Source organism: Thermoflavifilum thermophilum (genome assembly GCF_900116565.1).
GTDB lineage: Bacteria > Bacteroidota > Bacteroidia > Chitinophagales > Chitinophagaceae > Thermoflavifilum > Thermoflavifilum thermophilum.
The window spans coordinates 2,525,821-2,547,612 of the sequence record NZ_FPCJ01000001.1; the positions used below are offsets into that span (position 1 = coordinate 2,525,821).

At 46.8% G+C, this 21,792-nt stretch carries 21 protein-coding genes; 9 read left to right on the forward strand and 12 right to left on the reverse strand.

Going from position 1 to position 21,792, the window contains the following annotated elements; translation table 11 throughout:
- Positions 1-159 precede the first annotated feature (159 nt).
- Genes BM367_RS10710 through BM367_RS10740 form a run of 7 tightly spaced genes read left to right on the forward strand, consistent with a single transcriptional unit; the run spans position 160 to position 7,239 of the window.
- Positions 160-927 (forward strand): GNAT family N-acetyltransferase, encoded by a 768-nt coding sequence (locus BM367_RS10710; protein ID WP_092460384.1) that lies wholly within the window; start codon positions 160-162, stop codon positions 925-927.
- Positions 928-936: 9 nt separating this feature from the next.
- Positions 937-2,139: an argininosuccinate synthase gene (argG, locus tag BM367_RS10715; RefSeq protein WP_092460386.1), complete on the forward strand. Its 1,203-nt coding sequence runs from the start codon at positions 937-939 to the stop codon at positions 2,137-2,139.
- A complete protein-coding gene (gene argC, locus BM367_RS10720) occupies positions 2,136-3,131 on the forward strand; it encodes an N-acetyl-gamma-glutamyl-phosphate reductase (RefSeq protein ID WP_092461034.1) in 996 nt (331 codons plus the stop codon). The genes argG and argC overlap by 4 nt, the downstream gene beginning before the upstream one ends.
- 11 nt (positions 3,132-3,142) lie before the next feature.
- Positions 3,143-4,315 carry an aspartate aminotransferase family protein gene (locus BM367_RS10725; RefSeq protein ID WP_092460388.1) on the forward strand — a complete coding sequence of 391 codons (1,173 nt, stop codon included), beginning with the start codon at positions 3,143-3,145 and terminating at the stop codon, positions 4,313-4,315.
- 9 nt (positions 4,316-4,324) lie between these two features.
- Positions 4,325-5,281, forward strand: a complete 957-nt coding sequence (locus tag BM367_RS10730) for an N-acetylornithine carbamoyltransferase (protein WP_092460390.1) — start codon at positions 4,325-4,327, stop codon at positions 5,279-5,281.
- Between the two features lie 11 nt (positions 5,282-5,292).
- Complete coding sequence (gene argB / locus BM367_RS10735; protein ID WP_092460392.1) at positions 5,293-6,102, forward strand: acetylglutamate kinase; 810 nt, start codon at positions 5,293-5,295, stop codon at positions 6,100-6,102.
- A gap of 54 nt (positions 6,103-6,156) precedes the next feature.
- Positions 6,157-7,239, forward strand: coding sequence for a M20 family metallo-hydrolase (locus BM367_RS10740; protein ID WP_092460394.1), 1,083 nt, complete (start codon positions 6,157-6,159; stop codon positions 7,237-7,239).
- A 39-nt stretch (positions 7,240-7,278) separates the two neighbouring features.
- Here BM367_RS10740 and BM367_RS10745 read toward each other — a convergent pair whose 3' ends face one another.
- The 8 genes from BM367_RS10745 to BM367_RS10780 form a co-directional block, all read right to left on the reverse strand.
- Positions 7,279-7,479, reverse strand: coding sequence for a hypothetical protein (locus BM367_RS10745; protein ID WP_092460395.1), 201 nt, complete (start codon positions 7,477-7,479; stop codon positions 7,279-7,281).
- 216 nt (positions 7,480-7,695) lie between these two features.
- The gene (locus BM367_RS10750) at positions 7,696-8,571 is read right to left on the reverse strand and encodes a lysylphosphatidylglycerol synthase transmembrane domain-containing protein (RefSeq protein ID WP_177224208.1); all 876 of its coding nucleotides are present in this window, start codon (positions 8,569-8,571) and stop codon (positions 7,696-7,698) included.
- A gap of 60 nt (positions 8,572-8,631) precedes the next feature.
- Positions 8,632-9,582 (reverse strand): glycosyltransferase family 2 protein, encoded by a 951-nt coding sequence (locus BM367_RS10755; RefSeq protein WP_092460399.1) that lies wholly within the window; start codon positions 9,580-9,582, stop codon positions 8,632-8,634.
- The gene (locus BM367_RS10760; protein WP_177224209.1) at positions 9,579-11,165 is read right to left on the reverse strand and encodes an ArnT family glycosyltransferase; all 1,587 of its coding nucleotides are present in this window, start codon (positions 11,163-11,165) and stop codon (positions 9,579-9,581) included. The genes BM367_RS10755 and BM367_RS10760 overlap by 4 nt, the downstream gene beginning before the upstream one ends.
- 36 nt (positions 11,166-11,201) lie before the next feature.
- Positions 11,202-12,941, reverse strand: a complete 1,740-nt coding sequence (locus BM367_RS10765) for a S8 family peptidase (protein ID WP_092460403.1) — start codon at positions 12,939-12,941, stop codon at positions 11,202-11,204.
- 205 nt (positions 12,942-13,146) lie between these two features.
- Positions 13,147-13,965: a L,D-transpeptidase family protein gene (locus tag BM367_RS10770; protein ID WP_092460404.1), complete on the reverse strand. Its 819-nt coding sequence runs from the start codon at positions 13,963-13,965 to the stop codon at positions 13,147-13,149.
- 41 nt (positions 13,966-14,006) lie between these two features.
- Entirely contained in the window at positions 14,007-14,999 is a 993-nt protein-coding gene (locus BM367_RS10775) for an aldo/keto reductase (RefSeq protein WP_092460406.1), read from the reverse strand.
- Between the two features lie 21 nt (positions 15,000-15,020).
- Entirely contained in the window at positions 15,021-15,317 is a 297-nt protein-coding gene (locus BM367_RS10780) for an ATP-dependent Clp protease adaptor ClpS (protein ID WP_092460408.1), read from the reverse strand.
- Between the two features lie 161 nt (positions 15,318-15,478).
- Between BM367_RS10780 and BM367_RS10785 the strand changes: the two genes are divergently transcribed.
- On the forward strand, positions 15,479-17,647 hold the full coding sequence (locus BM367_RS10785; protein ID WP_092460409.1) for a cation:proton antiporter: 2,169 nt from the start codon (positions 15,479-15,481) through the stop codon (positions 17,645-17,647).
- Between the two features lie 12 nt (positions 17,648-17,659).
- Here BM367_RS10785 and pncA read toward each other — a convergent pair whose 3' ends face one another.
- The 3 genes from pncA to BM367_RS10800 form a co-directional block, all read right to left on the reverse strand.
- Positions 17,660-18,256, reverse strand: a complete 597-nt coding sequence (gene pncA, locus BM367_RS10790) for a bifunctional nicotinamidase/pyrazinamidase (protein WP_092460411.1) — start codon at positions 18,254-18,256, stop codon at positions 17,660-17,662.
- Between the two features lie 108 nt (positions 18,257-18,364).
- Positions 18,365-19,804 (reverse strand): nicotinate phosphoribosyltransferase, encoded by a 1,440-nt coding sequence (locus BM367_RS10795; RefSeq protein WP_092460412.1) that lies wholly within the window; start codon positions 19,802-19,804, stop codon positions 18,365-18,367.
- 11 nt (positions 19,805-19,815) lie between these two features.
- Entirely contained in the window at positions 19,816-20,277 is a 462-nt protein-coding gene (locus BM367_RS10800; protein ID WP_092460414.1) for an HIT family protein, read from the reverse strand.
- Positions 20,278-20,390: 113 nt separating this feature from the next.
- On the opposite strand from BM367_RS10800, the gene BM367_RS10805 reads away from it, so the two are divergent.
- Complete coding sequence (locus BM367_RS10805) at positions 20,391-21,122, forward strand: tRNA1(Val) (adenine(37)-N6)-methyltransferase (protein ID WP_092460416.1); 732 nt, start codon at positions 20,391-20,393, stop codon at positions 21,120-21,122.
- A gap of 14 nt (positions 21,123-21,136) precedes the next feature.
- Here BM367_RS10805 and BM367_RS10810 read toward each other — a convergent pair whose 3' ends face one another.
- On the reverse strand, positions 21,137-21,787 hold the full coding sequence (locus BM367_RS10810) for a SprT-like domain-containing protein (RefSeq protein WP_092460418.1): 651 nt from the start codon (positions 21,785-21,787) through the stop codon (positions 21,137-21,139).
- Positions 21,788-21,792: the final 5 nt, after the last annotated feature.

The window sequence follows — 21,792 nt, forward strand, 5'->3', positions numbered from 1 at the left end:
GCTGCAACATGCTTTTCGACCCCGACGACCTCGCCGTTGATGCAGCTTATTCCCTTCGGGACAGGCACCAGCTGCATCAGTTCCCTCGCTTCATAGCGGTGCGCCTGAAATCCTTTCGTTTCAATGTTATCTTTTGGTTCTTTTTAATGCCATACAAAGTTGGAAAACAAACAACCGTTTATCGTACGGGTAGCCACAGCAGATGATGCCCGTTATGCCGAACAGATTACCGAAGAAATGGCTGCTTCGGCCAAAGCCAGAGGCACCGGCATTGCACGTCGTTCACCGGAGTACATCCGCCAGAAAATGGAGGAAGGCAAAGCCGTGATTGCGGTCACGCCCGACGGCCAATGGGTAGGCTTTTGCTACATCGAAGCCTGGAGCCATGGTAAGTTTGTGGCCAATTCCGGTCTCATCGTGTCTCCACCCTTCAGGGGAAGCGGTGCTGCCAAGGCTATCAAGCGCAAAATATTTGAATTATCGCGTCAGAAATATCCTGAGGCCAAAATATTTGGTCTTACTACTACATTGGCCGTAATGAAAATCAATTCTGAACTCGGTTATGTGCCGGTTACCTATTCCGAACTAACTGACGATGATGAATTCTGGAAAGGCTGTCAGAGTTGTGTGAACTATGAAATTCTGATGAGCAAAAACCGAAAAAACTGCCTCTGCACGGCCATGCTGTTTGATCCGGCAGCCCAAAAGAAAAAGGAAGCAGAGACAACAACTGCTGCCCCTGCTGCATCCACACAAAGAATCAATGGAAAGAAAAGAAGAACCTTTGCTGGAAACTGGAAATTGTTTGAACGCTGGCTGCGCTTCAAGCGCTATGTGTTGCTCAAGCCCTACCGTAAAAAAGATGAAGCTGCTGTGGCCGGAGGGCCTGTACAGGAAAAAAGAAAGTTTTTCTTGGATCTGTTTTAATTCGAAGTCATGAAGAAAAAAGTTGTTTTAGGATTCAGCGGAGGATTGGATACCTCCTTTTGTGTGAAATACCTGAGTGAAGAAAAAGGGTATGAAGTCTATACAGTTACCATTGACACGGGCGGATTTTCACCGGAAGAGCTGCGATCCATTGAACAACGAGCCTATCAATTAGGAGCCGTTCAGCATATTACGATTGATGCCGTAAAACCTTACTATGAACGAGTGCTTAAATATCTCATTTTTGGGAATGTACTGAAAAACAATACTTACCCGCTCAGTGTGAGTGCCGAGCGCATGACTCAGGCTCTGATACTGGTGGAAAAAGCTCAGGAAATACAGGCCGATGCCATAGCCCATGGCAGTACCGGTGCCGGCAATGATCAGGTACGTTTTGATATGGTGTTTCATGTGCTGGCTCCGGAAAAAGAAATCATCACTCCCATCCGCGATCTGCGCCTGAGCCGGGAAGCAGAAGTGCAATACCTCAAAGAGCACGGCGTGGATGTTTCGGCTGAAAAGTCGGCATATTCCATCAACAAAGGCATCTGGGGCACTTCTGTGGGAGGGAAAGAAACTCTTACATCGGATCAGTTTTTGCCGGAATCAGCCTTCCCGCATCAGGTGAGCCGGCACGAACCGGAAGATGTTGTCTTGCAGTTTGAAAAAGGTGAACCGGTGGGATTAAATGATGAATCTTATGCTCATCCGGTGGAAGTGATCCGTGCATTGAACGATAAAGCATCTGCTTTTGGTATCGGACGAGATATCCATGTAGGAGATACCATTATTGGTATCAAAGGCCGGGTGGGATTTGAAGCCGCTGGCCCGTTGATTATCCTGAAAGCACATCATGCACTGGAAAAACATGTGCTTACCAAATGGCAACTGATGATGAAAGATCAGCTGGCCATCTTTTACGGCAACTGGGTGCATGAGGGTTTATTGCTTGATCCGGTGATGCGCGATATAGAATCGTTTTTCATTTCTTCCCAACAAAGGGTTACGGGAAAAGTATTGATCACACTGTTCCCATATCGTTTTCAGGTTAATGGGATTCAATCGCCCTATGATCTCATGCAAAGCAAATTCGGAACTTATGGCGAGATGAACAACGCCTGGACGGGTGAAGATGTGAGGGGTTTTTCCAAAATCATGGCCAATGGACTCAGAATATGGTATCAGACCCATCCAAAACAGGAAGCAAAATGAGCGACGGACAACAAAAAATAAAAGTCGGAATTATCGGTGGTGCAGGTTACACCGGGGGTGAGTTGATCCGTTTGCTGCTGTATCATCCCAAGGTGCAAATCAGTTTTGTCCACAGCCGCAGCCATGCCGGTGAACCACTTTATCAGGTGCATCGCGACTTGTTGGGCGATACTTCCATGCAGTTTACAGACCAGCTGGAGGAAGATGCGGATGTGTGGTTTCTTTGTATGGGGCATGGTGAATCATCGCGTTTTTTGCAGGAACATCGTTTACCTGATCATATACGGATTATTGATCTGAGTCAGGATTTCCGATTGCAGGAACATGCACGTGATCTGGCCGGGCGGGAGTTTGTATATGGATTACCGGAATGGCAGCGCGACAGAATCCGGCAGGCACACGATATTGCCAATCCCGGATGCTTTGCTACGGCCATTCAGCTGGGGTTATTGCCCCTGGCCAAGGCCGGGATATTGGCCGATGTCCATACAACTGCCATCACAGGCTCCACAGGCGCCGGTCAGAAACTGCAGCCCAGCACCCATTTTTCCTGGCGCGCCAATAATATCAATGCCTATAAAACCCTTACCCATCAGCATCTCAACGAAATTCGCCAAACGCTGCTGGCCTTGCAGCCTGACTATGACGGACAATTATTTTTCATTCCATGGCGGGGCGATTTTACCCGCGGCATATTTGTGAGTTCACAACTGCATTGTACCCTGAGCCAGGAGGAAGTATTTGCGTTGTATGAAGATTATTATGCCTCTCATCCTTTTACACATGTGAGCAGGGAAATGGTAGATATCAAACAGGTGGTAAATACCAACAAGGTATTGATCTATCCAGAGAAAGTGGGTGACCAGCTGGTGGTGCATTCGGTGGAAGATAATCTGATCAAAGGCGCTTCCGGACAGGCTGTGCAAAATCTGAATCTGATGATGGGATGGGATGAAACATTGGGGTTGCGGTTAAAAGCAAGTGTATTTTAAAACATCCAATCATGCCTCTTTTTGACGTATATCAATTGTTACCTATTACGCCTGTACGGGCGGAAGGTAGGTTTATATGGGATGAACAAGGTAACCGGTATCTGGACCTGTACGGCGGCCATGCCGTGATTTCCATCGGACATAGCCATCCGCATTACATCCAGCGCATAGAGCAACAACTCAGGCAAATTGCTTTTTATTCCAATAGCGTCGTCAATCCTTTGCAGGAAGAGCTGGCAGCAAAACTGTGCAGCTTCAGTGGATATGCCGACTATCAGCTTTTTCTCTGCAATTCCGGTGCGGAAGCCAATGAAAACGCGCTGAAGCTGGCATCTTTTGTTACTGGCCGCAAGCGTGTGGTGGCTTTCCGGCAATCTTTCCATGGCCGTACTTCCGGGGCCGTGGCTGTAACCGACAATCCGGCCATTCAAGCTCCCTTTAATCAGCAACATGAAGTGAGCTTTGTGCCCCTGAATGATCGGGAAGCTTTGCAACAGGTCATGGATACAGATGTGGCTGCCGTGATTGTGGAAGGTATTCAGGGGGTGGGAGGCATTCGCTTGCCGGATGATGATTTTCTGCAGTATGTGGCCGCATTGTGTGAAACTTACCACAGCTTGCTGATTCTGGATGAAGTGCAATCAGGCTTCGGTCGCACGGGTAGGTTTTTTGCCCATCAACATGCAGGCATCAAGCCACACCTCATTACCATGGCTAAGGGCATGGGCAATGGTTTTCCCATCGGAGGTGTGTTGATTCATCCGGATATTCAACCCCGCAAAGGCATGCTGGGCACTACATTTGGCGGTGGTTACCTGGCTTGTGCGGCTGCATTGGCCGTATTGGAAATCATGGAGCAGGAAAACCTGATCGGCCATGCTGCACAGATGGGTGATTGGCTTATGCAGCAGCTGAGTCAGATACCAGAAATTGAAAACCTGCGGGGAAGGGGGCTGATGATGGGTTTGGATCCCAAACCGGATTTTGCCGGGCTGCGGAAACACCTGTTGCAGCAGCATCGGATCTTTACCGGAGAGGCCAAACCTCATACCATTCGCCTGTTGCCCCCCCTGAACCTGCAACCAGAGGAAGCCGAGCTTTTTTTGCAGGCTTTGCGGCAATCTCTGGATGAAATACGCAAGGAAACGTCTGCTGTTTCGTTTCACGAAAAACAAAAAAGTTAATCGTACGACATGAAACAATTTCTTTCGGTACACGATGTGCAGGATATTGATGCGCTGATTCAAAGGGCCTTGAGTTACAAGGCTGATCCCTGGAAGGATCAGCATTTGGGTAAAAACAAACGTGTGGGCTTGCTGTTTTTGAATCCAAGTTTGCGTACCCGGCTCAGTACGCAGATTGCCGCCCGTTATCTGGGTATGGAAGTGATTGTGTTTAATGTGGATAAGGAAGGATGGGCGCTGGAATTTGAAGAAGGAGCCATCATGAGTGGCAATACCAGCGAGCATGTTAAAGATGCAGCTCCTATCCTGGGAAAATATTTCGATATTCTTTGCATTCGCACATTCCCTACGTTGGTAAACAAAGAAGAAGATTACAGCGAACTATACATCCGTCAATTTGCCAAATATGCAGGTGTACCGGTGGTGAGTCTGGAAAGCGCCACCCTGCATCCTTTGCAAAGTCTCACAGACCTCATCACCATGCATGAATTCTGGCCCAACAGCAAGGCCCGACCTAAGGTGGTGCTGACCTGGGCCCCGCATGTAAAGCCCCTTCCGCAGTGCGTGGCCAACAGCTTTGCCCAATGGGTGAATGCCTGGGGAAAAGCGGAATTTGTCATTACCCATCCGGAAGATTATGAACTGGATGAAACCTTTACCCGGGGCGCCTCTATCACCTACGATCAAAACGAAGCCTTGCGCGATGCCGATTTTGTGTATGTAAAAAACTGGAGCACCTATCGTGATTACGGAAAAATCTATAGCAATGATCCGGCATGGATGCTCACGGAAGATAAATTGTCCCTTACCCGAAATGCGCGGGTAATGCATTGCCTGCCTGTGCGGCGAAATGTGGAACTGAGCGATGAAATTCTGGATGGTCCGCACAGCATCGTTACCCATCAGGCAGCTAATCGGGTATGGGCGGCGCAGGCCGTGTTCAGTGAAATATTGCAGCACCTGTAAAACAAAATTGTATGACATCCTCATCCAGGCTGTATGTGATTAAGATCGGAGGGCAGGTCATTGATGATGAAGCTGCCTGTGCAGATTTTCTGCAGCAGTTTGCCGCATTACCTGGCCTCAAGGTGCTGGTGCACGGAGGAGGTAAGCTGGCCACTCGCATTGGTGAGCGGCTGGGCATTACCAGTCAATATGTGCAGGGACGCCGGATTACGGATGAAGCCACGTTGCAGCTGGTAACCATGGTATATGGTGGGCTCATCAATAGACAACTGGTGGCCCGGCTGCAAGCCCTGGGATGTATGGCTATTGGGCTAACCGGTGCAGATATGGATCTGATGCGGGCTACAAAGCGGCCGGTAAAAGAAGTGGATTATGGCTGGGTAGGTGATCTTATGGCCGAGGATGTACGTGTGGAGGCTTTTGTGCAATTGTTTGATGCCGGCCAGGTGCCGGTACTGGCGCCGCTCACACACGATGGACAGGGACATTTGCTGAATACCAATGCAGATACGATTGCCTCCTGTGTAGCTGTGGCTCTTTCGGCTCATTATCGGGTGCAACTCGTATTTTGTTTTGATCAGAAAGGTGTATTGCGTCGTCCGGAAGATCCGGATTCCGTTATTCCTCTGATCCGGCCCGCCGATGTGCCGGCACTCATGGAGGAAGGGGCTTTGCGCGATGGTATTTTGCCCAAGCTCGACAATGCTTTTGCGGCCTGCCGGGCTGGTGTGGAACAGGTGCTTATCGGCCCTGCCCATGCCTTATCGGCTCTTTCCGCATCATCATCCGGGCAAAGCTTTGGTACTATCATCCGCCTTTGAATCAGCCTGCTTATTGGATTAAAGCCCTTCTTTTCTAACTTTTAAACGGATTTTATGTGGAATATTTCCCTATACCACGACGCAGTTGCCTTATTGCGTCAGCTGATTGCTACGCCATCTTTCAGCCGGGAGGAAGACCAAACGGCTCAATTAATAGCTCAATTTCTGCAATCGCACGGGGTGGCTCCCAATCGCCATCTGCACAATATCTGGGCAGTCAACCGTTACTTTGATCCGGCCAAACCGGGTATTTTGTTAAACTCCCATCACGATACCGTAAAGCCCAATCCAGCCTATACCCGTGATCCTTTTGAACCTGCAATTGAAGATGGTAAACTTTTTGGCCTTGGCAGCAATGATGCCGGAGGTTGCCTGGTATCACTCATTGCAGCTTTTATGCATTTTTATGACCGGCCCGATTTGCCTTATAACCTTATTTTGACTGCTACAGCTGAAGAAGAAATCTCGGGCTTCAACGGCATAGAAAGCATTTTACCTCAGTTACCCGGGTTTGATTTTGCCATTGTAGGCGAACCGACATTAACCCAGATGGCAGTTGCTGAAAAAGGCCTGCTGGTGCTGGATTGTACAGCCCATGGCAAAGCAGGACATGCAGCGCGGCAGGAAGGCGAAAATGCGATTTACAAAGCTTTGCCGGATATCGAATGGTTTCGCACGTTCCGGTTCCCGAAGGTTTCACAGATGTTGGGAGAAGTGCATATGAATGTAACCATGATCCAGGCCGGACAACAACATAATGTGGTACCTGCGTGTTGCCATTTTACCGTAGATATTCGCGTGACGGATGCATATACCCATGAAGAAATTCTGGACATTGTGAGCAAACACGTGCAATGCGAGGTAAAGCCCCGCTCCCTGCGTATGCGCAGCTCATCCATACCCATGGATCATCCCGTGGTGCAGGCAGCCCAGAGGATCGGCAAACAATTGTATGGCTCACCCACAACTTCCGATCAGGCGCTTATTCCGGGTCCATCTGTGAAAATGGGTCCGGGCGATTCGGCCCGTTCACATAGCGCAGATGAGTTTATTTATCTGGATGAAATCAAAGAAGGAATTGATACCTATATCAGACTGCTGGAAGAAGTCTTTCAGGAAAAGAAAAAAAGCATGTAGAGACGGCCATCGGATCGTCTCTACATGAATGAGGGAGCGTTAAATGGTGGTATGCATAATCCTGTTGAGGATAGATTTTCTGGGTTTAAATTGTTTCTGGCATTTCCTCAGGTCTGCATAACCAAATACAGGCTTTCTGTTTTTGTTGGAATTAATTGCCAGTGCTTTTGCCAGTCTTTCTTCTACAACCAATCCATTCAAATTCACTTCCACCTTCGGTGTTAAGTTTGTTTTTTCCATAGTATGATGTGTTTTTAAATCCTAATTTTAAAAATAAAGTGTAAGCAAAACAATTGAATTGATGGTAGGGGAATTTGAACAGTGGAGTTACAAATTGAATTTCATTCAAAAGCTCCGCAAAAATAGTGCAGGATTATGAGTAAGATTGACATGAAATTGTTAAATCTTCAATCTGAACCCAAAATAATGTGCTGTAATTCAATCCTGTGGCTAATTTCAGGCAGATGATGCAATAGGCTGTTTGGGCATGGATAAAAAAGCACCTACAAATGAACTACATGCAGTTAACAGAAAAAATAACAGGCTCATAGCAATAGCTTGATTCGCCTGAATAGGCAACACAGAAGCTCCCCACACGAAAACCAGCTCCCGTGCTCCCATTCCGCCAATGGTAAACGGAATGACAGCCGCTATAGAACTGCATAAAAACAATATCAGGTATAAAACTATTTGCTGGTTCATGCCCAGTCCATGTAACAAGGCCCAGGCAGCCAACAGCTGACAGATTTGTACAACCAGAGCAGCAGCAGCTGTTTGTAAGAATACAGGACGATAAATCCGGAACAAACCCCACATCAATCCAGCATATATCACACAGGCCCATAGCAATCCCGCCACCAGCATCCGTACATCTGACTGCCAACTTGCAGATAGCCGCCCGGAGGCCATCAACAGGATAGCCGATAACAACAACATCAGGCCCCATAGCCCCTGCAGCCGATCCAGAAAAGTGGCCGTGAACAATGATTTCAGTGATTTTGATTTTTGGCTAAAACGATACAGATAGTGAATTTTATAACCATCTCCACCTATGCCTCCCGGTAAAAACAAATTGTAAAACATACCGATGTAATACAATTTGATGTTTTGAGCTAAAGAAAGAGGAATATCCAATGCACGATAAAAGTAAAACAGCCGCCAGGCGCTGCTAAGCTGAGAAAGATTAAACAATACCCATGCGATGATTAACCAGAGGATGCGCACATGCAGCAATACTTCCCGGGTTTGCGACCAGTTTACTTTCCGGAAGGTGATGTACAAGGCTGCACCGGTCACCAGTATTTTTAACAACCATTTGATTGCTGTTTTCACCTGCAAAAATTATGGATTGAGAAATTTGGCAAATTCTCGATCAGCGAAGTGATGATCTTTTCAAATTTGCTTTTTGGAATCAGGGCCCGAAATAATTTCCCGCACCTGAAATTTACGTTCTGGATGGGAGCCGTAGTAAATGCGCATCATGATTTCCATTAAAAATCCGAACAGCACAATCAGCAAACCACTTAGCAACAAGATGACGCCCAGGATCAGCAAGGGTCGTTCGCCAATTTTTTCTCCGCCGATTTTCAAGATAAACAAATACAGGTTAATGATCAGACCTGCCAGAAAAACAAACAGGCCGATAGGACCAAAAAAATGCATGGGACTGCGGAAATATTTCTGGAAGAAGACGACCAGCAGCAAATCGCTTATCACTTTAAAAGTGCGGCCCAGCCCATATTTGGAACGGCCATGTATGCGGGGATGATGTCGTACAGCTACTTCTGTCATCCTTGCTCCCTGCATGGCTGCCAGCACGGGTATGAAGCGATGCATTTCGCCGTACAAGCCCAGGTTTTTTGCAATCTCGCGGGTAAAGAGCTTCAGGGTACAGCCGTAATCATGGAGCCGTACGCCTGTCATACGCCTGATGAGCCAGTTGGCCATGCGACTGGGGAGTTTGCGCAGCAGCCAATCATCCTGCCTGTTGGCCCTCCGGCCGGCTACCACTTCCCAGCCTTCTTGCTGGGCAATCTGCAACAGGAGGGGGATATCAGCCGGATCATTCTGCAAATCGCCATCCATGGTTACAATATATTTACCCGAGGCCTGTTGAATGCCGGCTTCCATAGCTACCGTTTGTCCATAATTGCGTTTTAGTACAATCAGGCGGATATGCTCATCCATGCATGCTTTGATACGCTCCACAGTGCCATCGGTTGAACCATCATCCACAAAAATGATTTCATAGTCCATTCCCTGGAGGGCCAGGGAAAGTTGCCGGATCAGGGGTTCTATGTTTTCTTCTTCATTCATTACTGTGATTACCACAGAGAGCGTCATGGGTCAATGGATTTGGATGAATACAAAGCGCTGTATTGAAAACTGAAAGCATCTCTGTCTTTGCGGATCAGCCTGAGCTGAGGCAGGCTGTCGAGCATGGCAAAATCCCTTGCCCGGCGGATGACCCAAAGGGTTGAATCGTGCTGCAGACAATTTTTGAGGCTATCAATCTGCCCGATGACAGGGATATTTTGCCGGGCATAAAATACAAAGGCATCATTCATCTGCTGAAAAGCTACTATCTTGGGAGCATGGGCTACAAGCGATGCCTGTTTGCGTACGGATGTTTGCCGGTCGAGAGCGGGATATCCGATAAGCATCACCAACAATATACTCAGGGTAAATCCTGCGCCGATATGCATGAGTGCTTCGGCCTGCAGATTTTTTCGCACATGAAACCAGCCCATCCATCCGCCGATGAGAGCAGGCAGAAACAGCCATGCCAGCCAGGGCAGCTTCGTAAAAGGCGGAGATGATCGGGCCCAAACATAAATGCCAATAGGGAGGGCAACCACCAGCAAGGCCAGCACAACCCATTCTATCCAGTTGTATTTTTCATTTGCTCGTTTCTGCAACACTTCCTGCCAGTAGTAGCCAAGCAATACAGCCAGAAAAGGGTAGGAGGGTGAAGTGTAATTGATGAGTTTGGTGTGTGACAGGCTGTAAAAGATGAGGATTACCCAGAAGGCCAGCATCATGAGCCATAATGCATCGGATTCCCGATGTTTGTTCCAGGCCAGCTTCATGGCCCTGAAACTCCACAGCGAAAAGGGAAACATGCCGCCAAGTATAAAGAGCGCTGTAAGGATAAACGGACCGCCGTGTGCATCCAGAGCTGACCCGAAGCGATGAAGATTATGGAAAAAGAAGAAATCGCGCAGCCACACACCCTGTGTGTGAATACCTACCAATATATACCAGGGCAGGGCTATGCATAAAAAAATGACAGCCCCGCTGAAAGGCTTCATCAACCGGATAACCGGCCAGCGGAGTTGCCGACGGGTTAAGAGGAAAAGAAAAATGGTGAGTACCGGCAGGGCCAATCCTACGGGACCTTTGGCCAGTACGGCAAGGGCGAGCATCGTGTACATCAGCCACCACCATTTGGCTTTGCGATGAATCCAGCCTTCATAAAAGGCATAAACTGCTCCCGCATGGCTCAGCATCAAATACGGATCAGGCGTGGCCAGCCGACATTGCACAATAAAATGAACGGAACAAATCAAGGCCAGTCCTGCGTACCAGGCAGCAGTTTGACCCATGTGGCGGCGGGCAAACGTATAGGTCCAGCATACAAGCAATAATCCGCATACGGCCGAAAAAAAACGAGCTGCAAATTCATGAATACCAAAAATGTGGTAGGCAAGGATCATGAAAAAATAGGCCAGGGGAGGCTTATCGGTGCGCAGGATGCCGTTGAAAGTGGGCACTATCCAGTTATGACTGGTCATCATTTCCCGTGCACACTCGGCATTGCGGGCTTCTGCAACCTGAAAAAGACTTTCGGCGCCCAGTCGGGCAAACAGCAGGAGAGCAGACAGTCCCAGCAGCAACCAGAAAAATGCAGCGGAGCGACGTTGCATAAGGTTTGCAAAGTAACGCACAAACATCGGAAAAACCTATTCCGATGGGTTTGCATCATTCGGCGAACGGCCCTGCTGGCCTTTGATCATATCAACAATTTGTTGCATTCTCTTTTCTTCCTTTTTGGTGATTTTGCGTTTCCCATGCAAAGTAGCAGCGAGCTTCAAGGCCTGGTATGCATTCAGCAAACCACCGGTTTTGGAAAGATCGGAGAATAGGGCTTTACGGTCTGTTCCCGGGATATACACACTGTCACCTGGCAGCGTGGTTACAGAATGTTCTATCACATATTTGAGCTGACGGGCCGTCAGGTGCGGATAATATTCAAGGATCAATGCAGCAACGCCGGCCACCATGGGTGAGGCCATGCTGGTGCCGCTGTACGAAGCATACTGATTGTGGGTTACGGTAGAATAAATATCGTCACCCGGAGCAAACAGATCCACTTCTTTTTTCCCGTAATTGGAGAAGCTGGCTACGATCAGACTATCCGGACCAGCCGTGCTGGCGCCCACATTGATGAAATTCCAGGCTCTCCGGTGGCTATGTAAAAAATCGGCATTGGGATAATTGGGCACAGTATCATCATCACTGCTTTCATTGCCAGCAGCATGCACCAGGAGGACGCCCTTTCGTTCGGCATATTTCACGGCTTTATCCACCCATTTTTTCTGGGGTGAATAAGGCTTGCCAAAACTCATGTTGATGATTTGTGCTCCATTGTCAACAGCATAACGAATGCCCAGGGCCACATCTTTATCGCGTTCATCACCGTCGGGTACTACGCGGATAGGCATAATGATTACATTGTCGGCGATGCCATCCATACCGATGCCATTGCCTCGGGTAGCAGCAATGATACCCGCCACATGGGTACCATGCATGGGATTTCCGGCAGCTACATTGTTATTCCCGTAATTGCGATCGTGAATATCAAAAGGATTATCGCCTACGATTTCCCTGCGGAGGGCGTTGGGGTCCTCGTGCAGGGCATCGAGTTTTTGTTTGGTTTGGCGCAGATACTCATCACCTTCGGCAATATAAGATTCAAGTGATTCATCACTGCCGATTCGGTCGAAAATCCGGTAAGCAATACTCAATGCCCATGCAGCAGCTGAATCCTGTGGCTCGAAGCTGGTCAGACTCAGTTCCGTTATTGAATCACGATGAAGCGCCTGTTGCAGGATGCTGTCAACCTGATGGAAAACAGTTAATACCCGGGACAGATTCTCGTAAGTTTCGGCATTGTCGGCCGAATCGGCTTCCCGTTTTGCTTTTAATTTCAGCCAGTAACGATACTCCGACCGTAATTTTTTCTTTACCTGGCTGCTGTCGGTAATCTGGCCGAATATGGCTGACAGTCGCGCATATTCCCGATCAGCTTCGCTGCTTTCGTTGATGATGTTTTTATTGTTTTTACCGCCAATAAAATTCCATCCATGCACATCATCCACATATCCGTTGTGGTCGTCATCGATACCATTATTAGGAATTTCTCCCGGATTGATCCAGATATGTTCCCGCAAATCTTCCTGTGCAGTATCCAGGCCACCATCGATGACAGCCACAATCACGGGGTGACTTTTTTTGCCTTTCAGCAATTCCTGATAAGCATTGTTTACGGATGCACCATACACGCTATCCGTAGCAAAATCCATCAGCTGCCATCCATGTGGCGGATGGTTGGTAAAAGATTGGGCGAAGCTTGCATGAATCGTTCCACCAATTAAAATAAAAGCAGCGGAATAAAGCAAAACGCGCGAAAGAAAATGCATGGCTAATTTGGAATAAAGGCCAAAGATAAATGATAAAGCAGATTGAGCAGAAAGAAATTTCTTGATGAAAAGCCTAATATTCTTGGCTTTACATGCGATTAAAGATGTTGATGTAGTTTTGTCCTATAATTTATATTATGTTAAATAAGAAGTTTTTTAGCCAAATCATCTTGTTGTAAAGCCACTTGTTTGTTGCGAATTGGGTTTATCCCCTGCTGCTGGTAATCTGGCTTAATTCGGGCTGGTGTTTATGCTGCGGAAATGCCATTACGTATTGTCCGGATGCGTCGGTCATGATAACGGGTAATTGATGGGTTTCATTAAAATAGCTATAGGCCTCGCGAAGTGTGGACCATAATTTTTCTGCTTTGGGGTTGATGCCGGTAAAATGTGAGAGAAATTCCTCGGAAGCCGGGTTGCCAAAACGTATCGGGAAAATGTGCACGGGTATAAAATCTTGTCCGGCACTATGGGCATACAAAGCCAGCAGATATAATTCCTCGATCTGGCTATCTGTGAGTGGAATACAGCCACGCGACACGCAGCTGCCATGAATATAGATATCTCCTCCCGGATCGCTGGAATGGTCAATAGAAAGCAGATCGGCCGTGTTGGGGTAATTCAGTCCCAGCGACAGATGGTAGCTGCTTTTCGGGTTGAAATGATTGATGTAATAAAATCCTTCAGGCACCTGATAATCGCCCTGCATGCGTTTGGGGCCCATCGTGCCGGAAAGCGCACAGATCCGATATACTTTGAAGAGCCGGAAAGTATCGTCGGGATTGGATTTCACCCATACCTCCAGCTGGCTGTCGTATTTAAATGAGCGGATATACAGATACCGGGGCGGCCAGTTCAGCCCTTTGGCTGCAAATTCAGCTTTGAGCAAAGAGTCTTTGTTGCGGTAAGCCATCTGCACGGTAGCATATTGCAACTGTTGCTGGAGGAAATTCTGTTGTGCCCATACGGGTGCTGCATATCCGATGAAAATAGATACCACCCAGGCTTTCATCCATCGCTTCATGTTCTGAAAATATGATGTTTGCAGGTTATTCAAAACTTCCACTAAGCTAACACAAGTTGTGCTAATTCCTGATTGATTTTTTGGATTTCTCCTTCTGTAAGTGTAAATGTGCCTGCACGGGCATTTTCTTTGGCCTGTTGGGCATTGCGGGCTCCTACCAGTGCCACGGTGATGCCGGGTTGCTGTAGGGTCCACCTCACCACCAGTTGTGATAGCGTTATGCCCCTGTCCTGTGCAATGGGTTTGATTCGATCCAGGAAAGCATTGATCCTGCGGATGTTTTCAGGTTTAAAGTAGGGCGTGTCAGGCCGCGTGTCTCCTTCCCGAAATGCATGATCAGGCTGGTATTTACCGGTGAGTAAACCGCGTTGTAGCGGGCTGTAGGCAAGGATACCCAGCTGGTGTTCCAGGCAATATGGCACCACATCCCTTTCAATATCGCGGCGCACCATGCTATAGGGCACCTGATCAGAAGCCAGGTCAATTACTGCATGTGCCCTGCGGAGCAGTTCCACCGAATAATTGCAGACGCCGGCATACCGTACTTTCCCCTGTTCGATCAGCCGTTGCACGGCTTCCATGGTTTCTTCTACTGGTGTGGTACTGTCGGGCCAGTGGATTTGGTACAGGTCAATATAGTCTGTCTGCAAGCGTCGCAGGCTATCTTCACATTCCTTGATGACGCTTTCTTTACCTGCATATTTGTAAATTTTAATTTCTTTTCCCGAGTTGTCTTTGCTCAAAAATGCGAATTCGCCTTTTTCCAGGTCCCAGCGCATGCCATATTTCGTAAGGATTTGTACCTTATCGCGTGGATAGGCTTTCAATGCCCTGCCCACGATTTCTTCACTCAATCCCTGTCCGTAAACAGGCGCGGTATCGAAAGAGGTAATACCTTCGTGATAAGCGGCATGAATGGCTTCTTCCGCTTCTTTGATATCGGTTCCACCCCACATCCATCCACCAATAGCCCAGGCACCAAAAGTTACCACGGATAGTTGCATGTTGGTTTTCCCCAAGGTTCTATATTCCATAGTTTGATAGATTTTTATGCGTTAAACTTCTTCTCCACAGGTAGAAAGTGTAGCCTGAATGCCACGATCAATGAGTGCCTCTTTCATGGGATGCAGCAACTCATAGGATCCTTTTCTAACGGCATATTTCCCTTTGAAATGGATGATATAGGCACACTGGGTAGCTTGTTCCAGGGTATGATGACAAATTTCCATCAGTGATTCAATCACCCAGTCAAAAGTATTCACATCGTCATTCCATACGATGAGTTCATACCATGCAGCAAGGATATCCACTGTATCCGGATTCCCTTCAGGGCGTGTGTTTGGCTTTCCCATTGGTTGAAAGATGGATGAATAAACATGAAAAGATGTTGTGCAAATATAGGAAACGAAGCGGAAATGCACGGCCAGCAAAGAAAATATGACTATTGGCTGAAAAGATTTTCCTATTTTGCAAAAAGCGAAATCAGCATTTTTTTTGGTTAAACCTTTTATGCATGGACTTCCCTTTTTTAGCCATAAGTTTTCATTTGCCCCTGCAAGATCCGGTTTTGGTATTTTGTATTGTGTTGTTTGTGATTTTGCTGGCGCCGTTGTTGATGAAGAAATTGCGTATACCTGGTATAATTGGTCTGATTCTGGCTGGTATCATACTCGGGCATCATGGATTCAATATTCTGGAGGGTGATTTATTGCAAAAAGGAAATAGTATCAATCTATTTGGTACGGTTGGATTGTTGTACATTATGTTTTTAGCAGGGCTGGAATTAAATTTAAATGAGTTTAAAAAAAATCAACATAAAAGTATTTTATTTGGCGTATTCACCTTTGCTTTCCCTTTTGTTATTGGTTTTTGGGTATGTGAGCGTGTGTTGCATCTGTCGCTGATAAGCTCTATTTTAGTTGCAAGCATGTTTTCTACCCATACCCTGGTAGCCTATCCGATAGCCAGTCGATTAAGGATTATCAGCAATGAGGCCGTAGCTATAGCTGTGGGTGCCACAATTATCACAGATACGCTGGTTTTGCTGATTCTGGCTGTCATTACAGGATATGCTGAAGGTAATATCACAGCTTCATTCTGGGTAAAGCTCTGTGCAGCCATTGTGTTGTTTGTAGCCTTGATATTTCTGAGCTTTCCGGCTATTGGACGTTGGTTCTTCAGGCATGTGTCCGATGATGAAATCTCACATTTCATGTTTGTCCTGGGCATGGTTTTCCTGGCGGGTTTTATGGCTGAAGTTGCCGGCGTGGAAGCGATTATTGGTGCATTTATGGCTGGCCTGGCTCTGAATCGATTAATACCCCATACATCTCCATTGATGAATCGGTTGGAGTTTGTGGGCAACGCTTTGTTTATCCCATTCTTTTTGATTGGGGTGGGCATGCTGGTGGATGTGCATATTTTGTTTCAGGGATGGGAATCGTGGCTGGTAGCTATTACATTGACGGCATCTGCCATTGTTGGGAAATTTCTTGCTGCTTTTCTGGCTCAGAAAATTTTTCATTATGATGCATCTCAGCGGGGTGTGATTTTTGGGCTTACCAGTGCACATGCCGCTGCTACGCTTGCAGTGATTCTGACGGGTTATAAAGTGGGTTTGGTCGATGAACAAATTCTCAACGGAACTATTGTATTGATTTTATTTACTTGTTTAGTGGCTTCTTTTGCAACAGAAACTTCTGGAAAGAAACTGGCCATCAGCGAAGCACAAAAAACACCCGAACGGGAAGAAGATCGCGATGTGGTGATGGTAGCTATTTCGAACCCACAAACCATTGAACGGTTGCTTGATTTTGCGCTGATGCTCAAAGCTTCGGAAAGAGAACATCCTGTGTTTGCCCTTTCCGTAATCAAGGATAATGAAAAGGCAAGTGATGAAGTGCTGATTCGCAATCGCATGCTGGAAGAGGCCGTCAGGCGTGCAGCTGCTACAAATCATAAGGTGCAGGTGGTTACAAGGATTGATTTAAATACGGTAAGTGGTATTGCACGTGCCACCAAAGAATTGATGGTCACTGATTTGGTGTTGGGATGGAGCAGCCGCAAGCGCACGCTGGAGTGGATTTTTGGGAACACGCTGGGGAGCCTTGTGCAGGAAGTATGGCAATCGGTATATGTATGCAATTTCGCGCTTCCCCTGAATACAGCACGCAAAATTGTAGTGATTGTACCCCGAAATGCAGAATATGAAATCGGCTTTCAGCAATGGGTTATGAAGCTAAAACGCATTAGCTATGAAATTGGCGCTAATCCGCTGATTTACTGTGCAGAACCCAGTATTCCGCCTTTGCTCAATTTGCTGGAAAATATCAAACCTGTTGTGAAACCCAGCTTTGTGTTGTTTGAAGATATGGAAGATTTTCTGATTGCAGCTCGTGATGTGGGGCGCGACGATTGGCTATGGGTGGTCAGTGCAAGAAAAGGTACCCTCTCCCATCAGCCAGCAATGGATCATCTGGGAGATAAGCTGAACAAGCATTTTACAGAACAGAATTTTCTGTTGTTATATCCGGGGCAGCGGATTTTTGAAGAACACGAACTTGCTATGCGTATGAATGATTTGTATGCTGGAGGCCTTCCCCAGCCCATTGAAAGCCTGGAACGACTCACACGTCGGATGCGCAAACTTATCAAACACAAACCAGGCAGTAATCTGAAATAACAGGTGATTCAATTAGCCGGAGATAAACTTTCCTCCTTTTGCCTGAAATTGCTGCATGCGTTCCTGAAAGTCTTTTTCATGCAATGGTTGTACAGCCTTGCGGATGATCGTAGCCTTAAAACCTTGTTGAAGGGCATCCATGGCTGTATAAAACACGCAAATATCACCTGCAAGGCCGGCAATTACCACTTCATCCACACCTTTTTCACGCAAATAACCTGTTAGACCCGTGGATTTGAGATGGCCATTATCGAAAAATCCGCTGTAACTGTCTATGTCCGGATCAGTTCCTTTTCTGAAAATAGCTTCTACTCTATCGGTTTGCAGCAAGGGTGAAAATTCAGCGCCCGGGCTGTTCTGCACGCAATGAACAGGCCAGAGCGTTTGTGGCATCCCTTTCCATTCGATGACATCAAAAGGCTTGTGGCCCGGATGATTTACGGCAAAACTCATGTGATTTACCGGATGCCAGTCCTGTGTTGCAATCACCAGCGGATAATCAGCCTGCATTTCGTTCACCACAGGAATGATGCGATCACCTTCCGGCACAGCCAGTGCACCACCGGGTAAAAAATCCTGTTGAATATCTACCAGTATCAATGCCTGCATAGCCTCTAAAATAGCAAATCTTTTGCATTATTTGGTTGAGCTTTCAGATGAAGTATGGTGGGCAGTTTCAGTATGCCCGGAAGTACAACCATCCTGAAGCATGGCAATTTAGGTATCATGATTCATCCAGGAATGCTGGTATTGGGCCCGCAGCTGATCACGCAGCTGCAGCAGTTTTTCACTAAGCCCTACCTTGTATACATGCGGGAATTCAAACCGTTTGTATTCTGGTGGCAGCTGTTGCAGGCGTTTCTGAGCATAGGCTGCAATTTCCTGAAGAGCAGGACGGGGTGAGATACGTTTCCCATTTTTCATCATCGGAAATAATAACGGTTCAAGCGGATATCCTTTGATTTTTTTTGATTTGCCAGGTTCAAATGGATGATGCATGATCAGCAGCTCCGCTTCATTTTCGTCTGTAGCGGCAATTACATCGGCACCCAGAAATTGAGCATCAGAGTTGAACACACGGTAAACCTGTTTTTTCCCGGGCAGATTCATTTTTGTGAGGTTTTCCGATAATTTGATGGTAGGTAAATGATTCACTTCACAAAGCTTGTACACTCCGTCGAGCACGGCATCGGGATGGCCGATGGCCAGTTTGGTGCCTACGCCAAAAATATCAATGGGGGCACCTTGTTCATGCAGGCTGCGGATCAGATATTCATCCAGTTGATTGGATACGGCGATTTTCATGTACGTCAATCCAGCCTCATCGAGCATGGCACGTGCCTTGCGCGATAAATACGCCAGGTCGCCACTGTCGAGCCGAATACCCAGTGCACGTTTCCCTTCCTGTTCCATTTCTTTGGCTACCGCAATGGCATTTGGAATGCCACTATGCAATGTGTCGTAGGTGTCGACCAGAAAAATACAGCCCTCTGGATGATGCTTCGCAAAAGCCCGAAATGCGGCAAGTTCGCTTTCATAACTTTGGACAAACGAGTGTGCCATGGTGCCCACTACCGGAATACCATATCGCTCGCCGGCATATACGTTGCTGGTTGACTGAAAACCTCCAATTACAGCGGCTCTGGCAGCCATAATCCCAGCCAGCCCCTGTGCGCGCCTGAAACCAAATTCACTTAATACTTTACTCCCGCTTACATACCGGATGCGGGCTGCTTTGGTAGCGATCAGCGACTGAAAGTTCAAAATGTTCAGTAACAGGGTTTCCAGTAGCTGGGCTTCGAGAATTGAAGCTTCCACCCGTACCACTGGCTCAAAAGGGAATACCACCTCCCCTTCCCTGCAGGCATATATGTTGCCATGAAAGCGGAATTCACGCAAATAATCCAGAAAGGCCGGATGCAAGTGCAATGTCTCACGCAGATAATCCATATCCTGTTCGGAAAAAGTCCATTCTTCCAGCATATCCAGCAACTCATGCAATCCGGCAAATATCACATACCCACCATCAAAAGGGATTTTGCGAAAAAAATAATCAAATACAGCCGGCGTATGATGGCGGTTTTCCAGAAAATAAGCCTGCGCCATTACCATTTCATATAAATCTGTATAGCTGCCGGTAATGGAATATGTATTCATGGCAAATCTTTTCAGTTTGATGTAAAATAAGCTGCAGCAGCTTGTTTTAGCCTTTCAGTCATTTGCTGTAATGCCTCTTCACTCAGCCTTGCACGCATGTGAACATCAATTTGCTGTTTCTCTGATGCCACCATTTGCACATACCAGTCGCCCGGCAAAGGTAAATCATTCTCGTATCTGGGAATCAGATGCAAGTGGAGATGAGCGACCGATTGGCCAGCAGGTGGCTTTTCCTGAATAGCCCAATCGAAGGCATTCGTGTGAAAATAATCACAAAGGAATTTCATGATTCGCTTGCTGAATTTCATCATTTCAACGAATGCTTCGTCCGGCAAATCAAACAAGCTTTCGACATGTTGCTTGGGAATGACAAGCGAGTGGCCAGGCACAATAGGTGCAAGATTGTAAATAGCTGCGAAATGCTGACTTTCTGCAAAGTAATCTTCGGGCTTTTTCTTACAAAATGGACACATCAAAATTTTTATTCAAAATTATAGGTCAGCATAAATTTTTAAAAGCACAATATCTATGAAGGCAGGAAAATGTTTGGATGAATATGGCACAGGATTGTGGTTAATTTTGCAATATGTCGCAGTCTTGTTTCCGGTTTAAACAATTCACCATTCATCAGCATCGGTGCGGCATGAAAGTAACTACCGATGCCTGTGTATTTGGTGCGTATGTAGCGCATTTCATCCGCACGCATGCCCTGATGCCTGCCAATATTGTGGATGTAGGCAGCGGTACAGGCCTGCTTTCGCTGATGCTTGCGCAGCAACTGATTCCACCCTATCAGATTACGGCATTGGAAACCGATGAAGCTGCCTATGAGCAAGCCAGAGAGAATTTTGCTCTTAGCCCCTGGAGCCATCATCTGCAGGCTGTTCATGCAGATGCACGTTCATGGGTCAGTGCAAAACCAGTGGATCTTATCATCTGCAATCCCCCTTTTTTTCATCGGCAGCTTTCTTCAGTGAATGAGAAAAGAGCGTTGGCCTTTCATGATCATCAGCTCAGGCTGGAAGAGCTGTTGTGTTTTGCAGATCAGCATCTTGCCGATACAGGATGGTTTGCCGTGCTGCTTCCTACACAACGTAAGAAAGAATTGTATCATTTAGCGTTGTTGTATGGATTATATCCGGCTGACGAATGCCAGATGTACGCCCGCGCTGGCATGCAAAATTCACATGTAGTCGCACAGATATATTCCAGGCAAAAAACACATTTTAATTCAACAGTATTAATTTATCAGGATCATCAGGGTAATTATACTTCGTTGTTCAGACAATGGTTGAGCCCTTATTACTTGTATCTGTAAACATCTGGCAATAATCATTTTTCCGATTCTTGCTGTTTATTCTCTGTCCATCTTTTCACTTCATACAAAGCATGAAAGAGGTATTCCCTGCCGGTATCCAGTTGTTTGCATTTGTAGCGAGTACGCAGTTTGGGTCCCCGCTCATACAATTTTCCATCTTCAGCTGTAAACCATTCACCCAATTGCAATTCTTCAATGAGTACCATGCCATCCTTATGTGGATTATATTTTCGCAATACACGAGCCAATGCCTGTTCGCCTGCTTTGGTAGCAGCCGGTCGTTGCAGGGTTTGATTCAATACATGTTCAATATCATTCGGGAAAATTTGCAAAGCCATAAATTCCTTCAGCAAACGGGCATAAACAGCTTGCCATTCAGCACCATGTGTTTCCACGCGGTTGCCATGTTGTATGAATACAATAAGATGAGCCAGCTCATGCAATAAGGTAATCAAAAATTCATACCGATTCAGATTGCCGTTAATGGAAATACGATGTCCGCTGTAATCATCTGGATGACGGTAATCGCCCAGTACCGTTTGCCTGGGTAATGTGATGGTCAGGTGTACTTTATATTGTTGCAGATAATCCAATACACGCGGTAATGCTCCTTCAGGAAGGTAATGAGATAATGCATGCAGATGTGCCTCTACCTTTCTGGCCATGCACA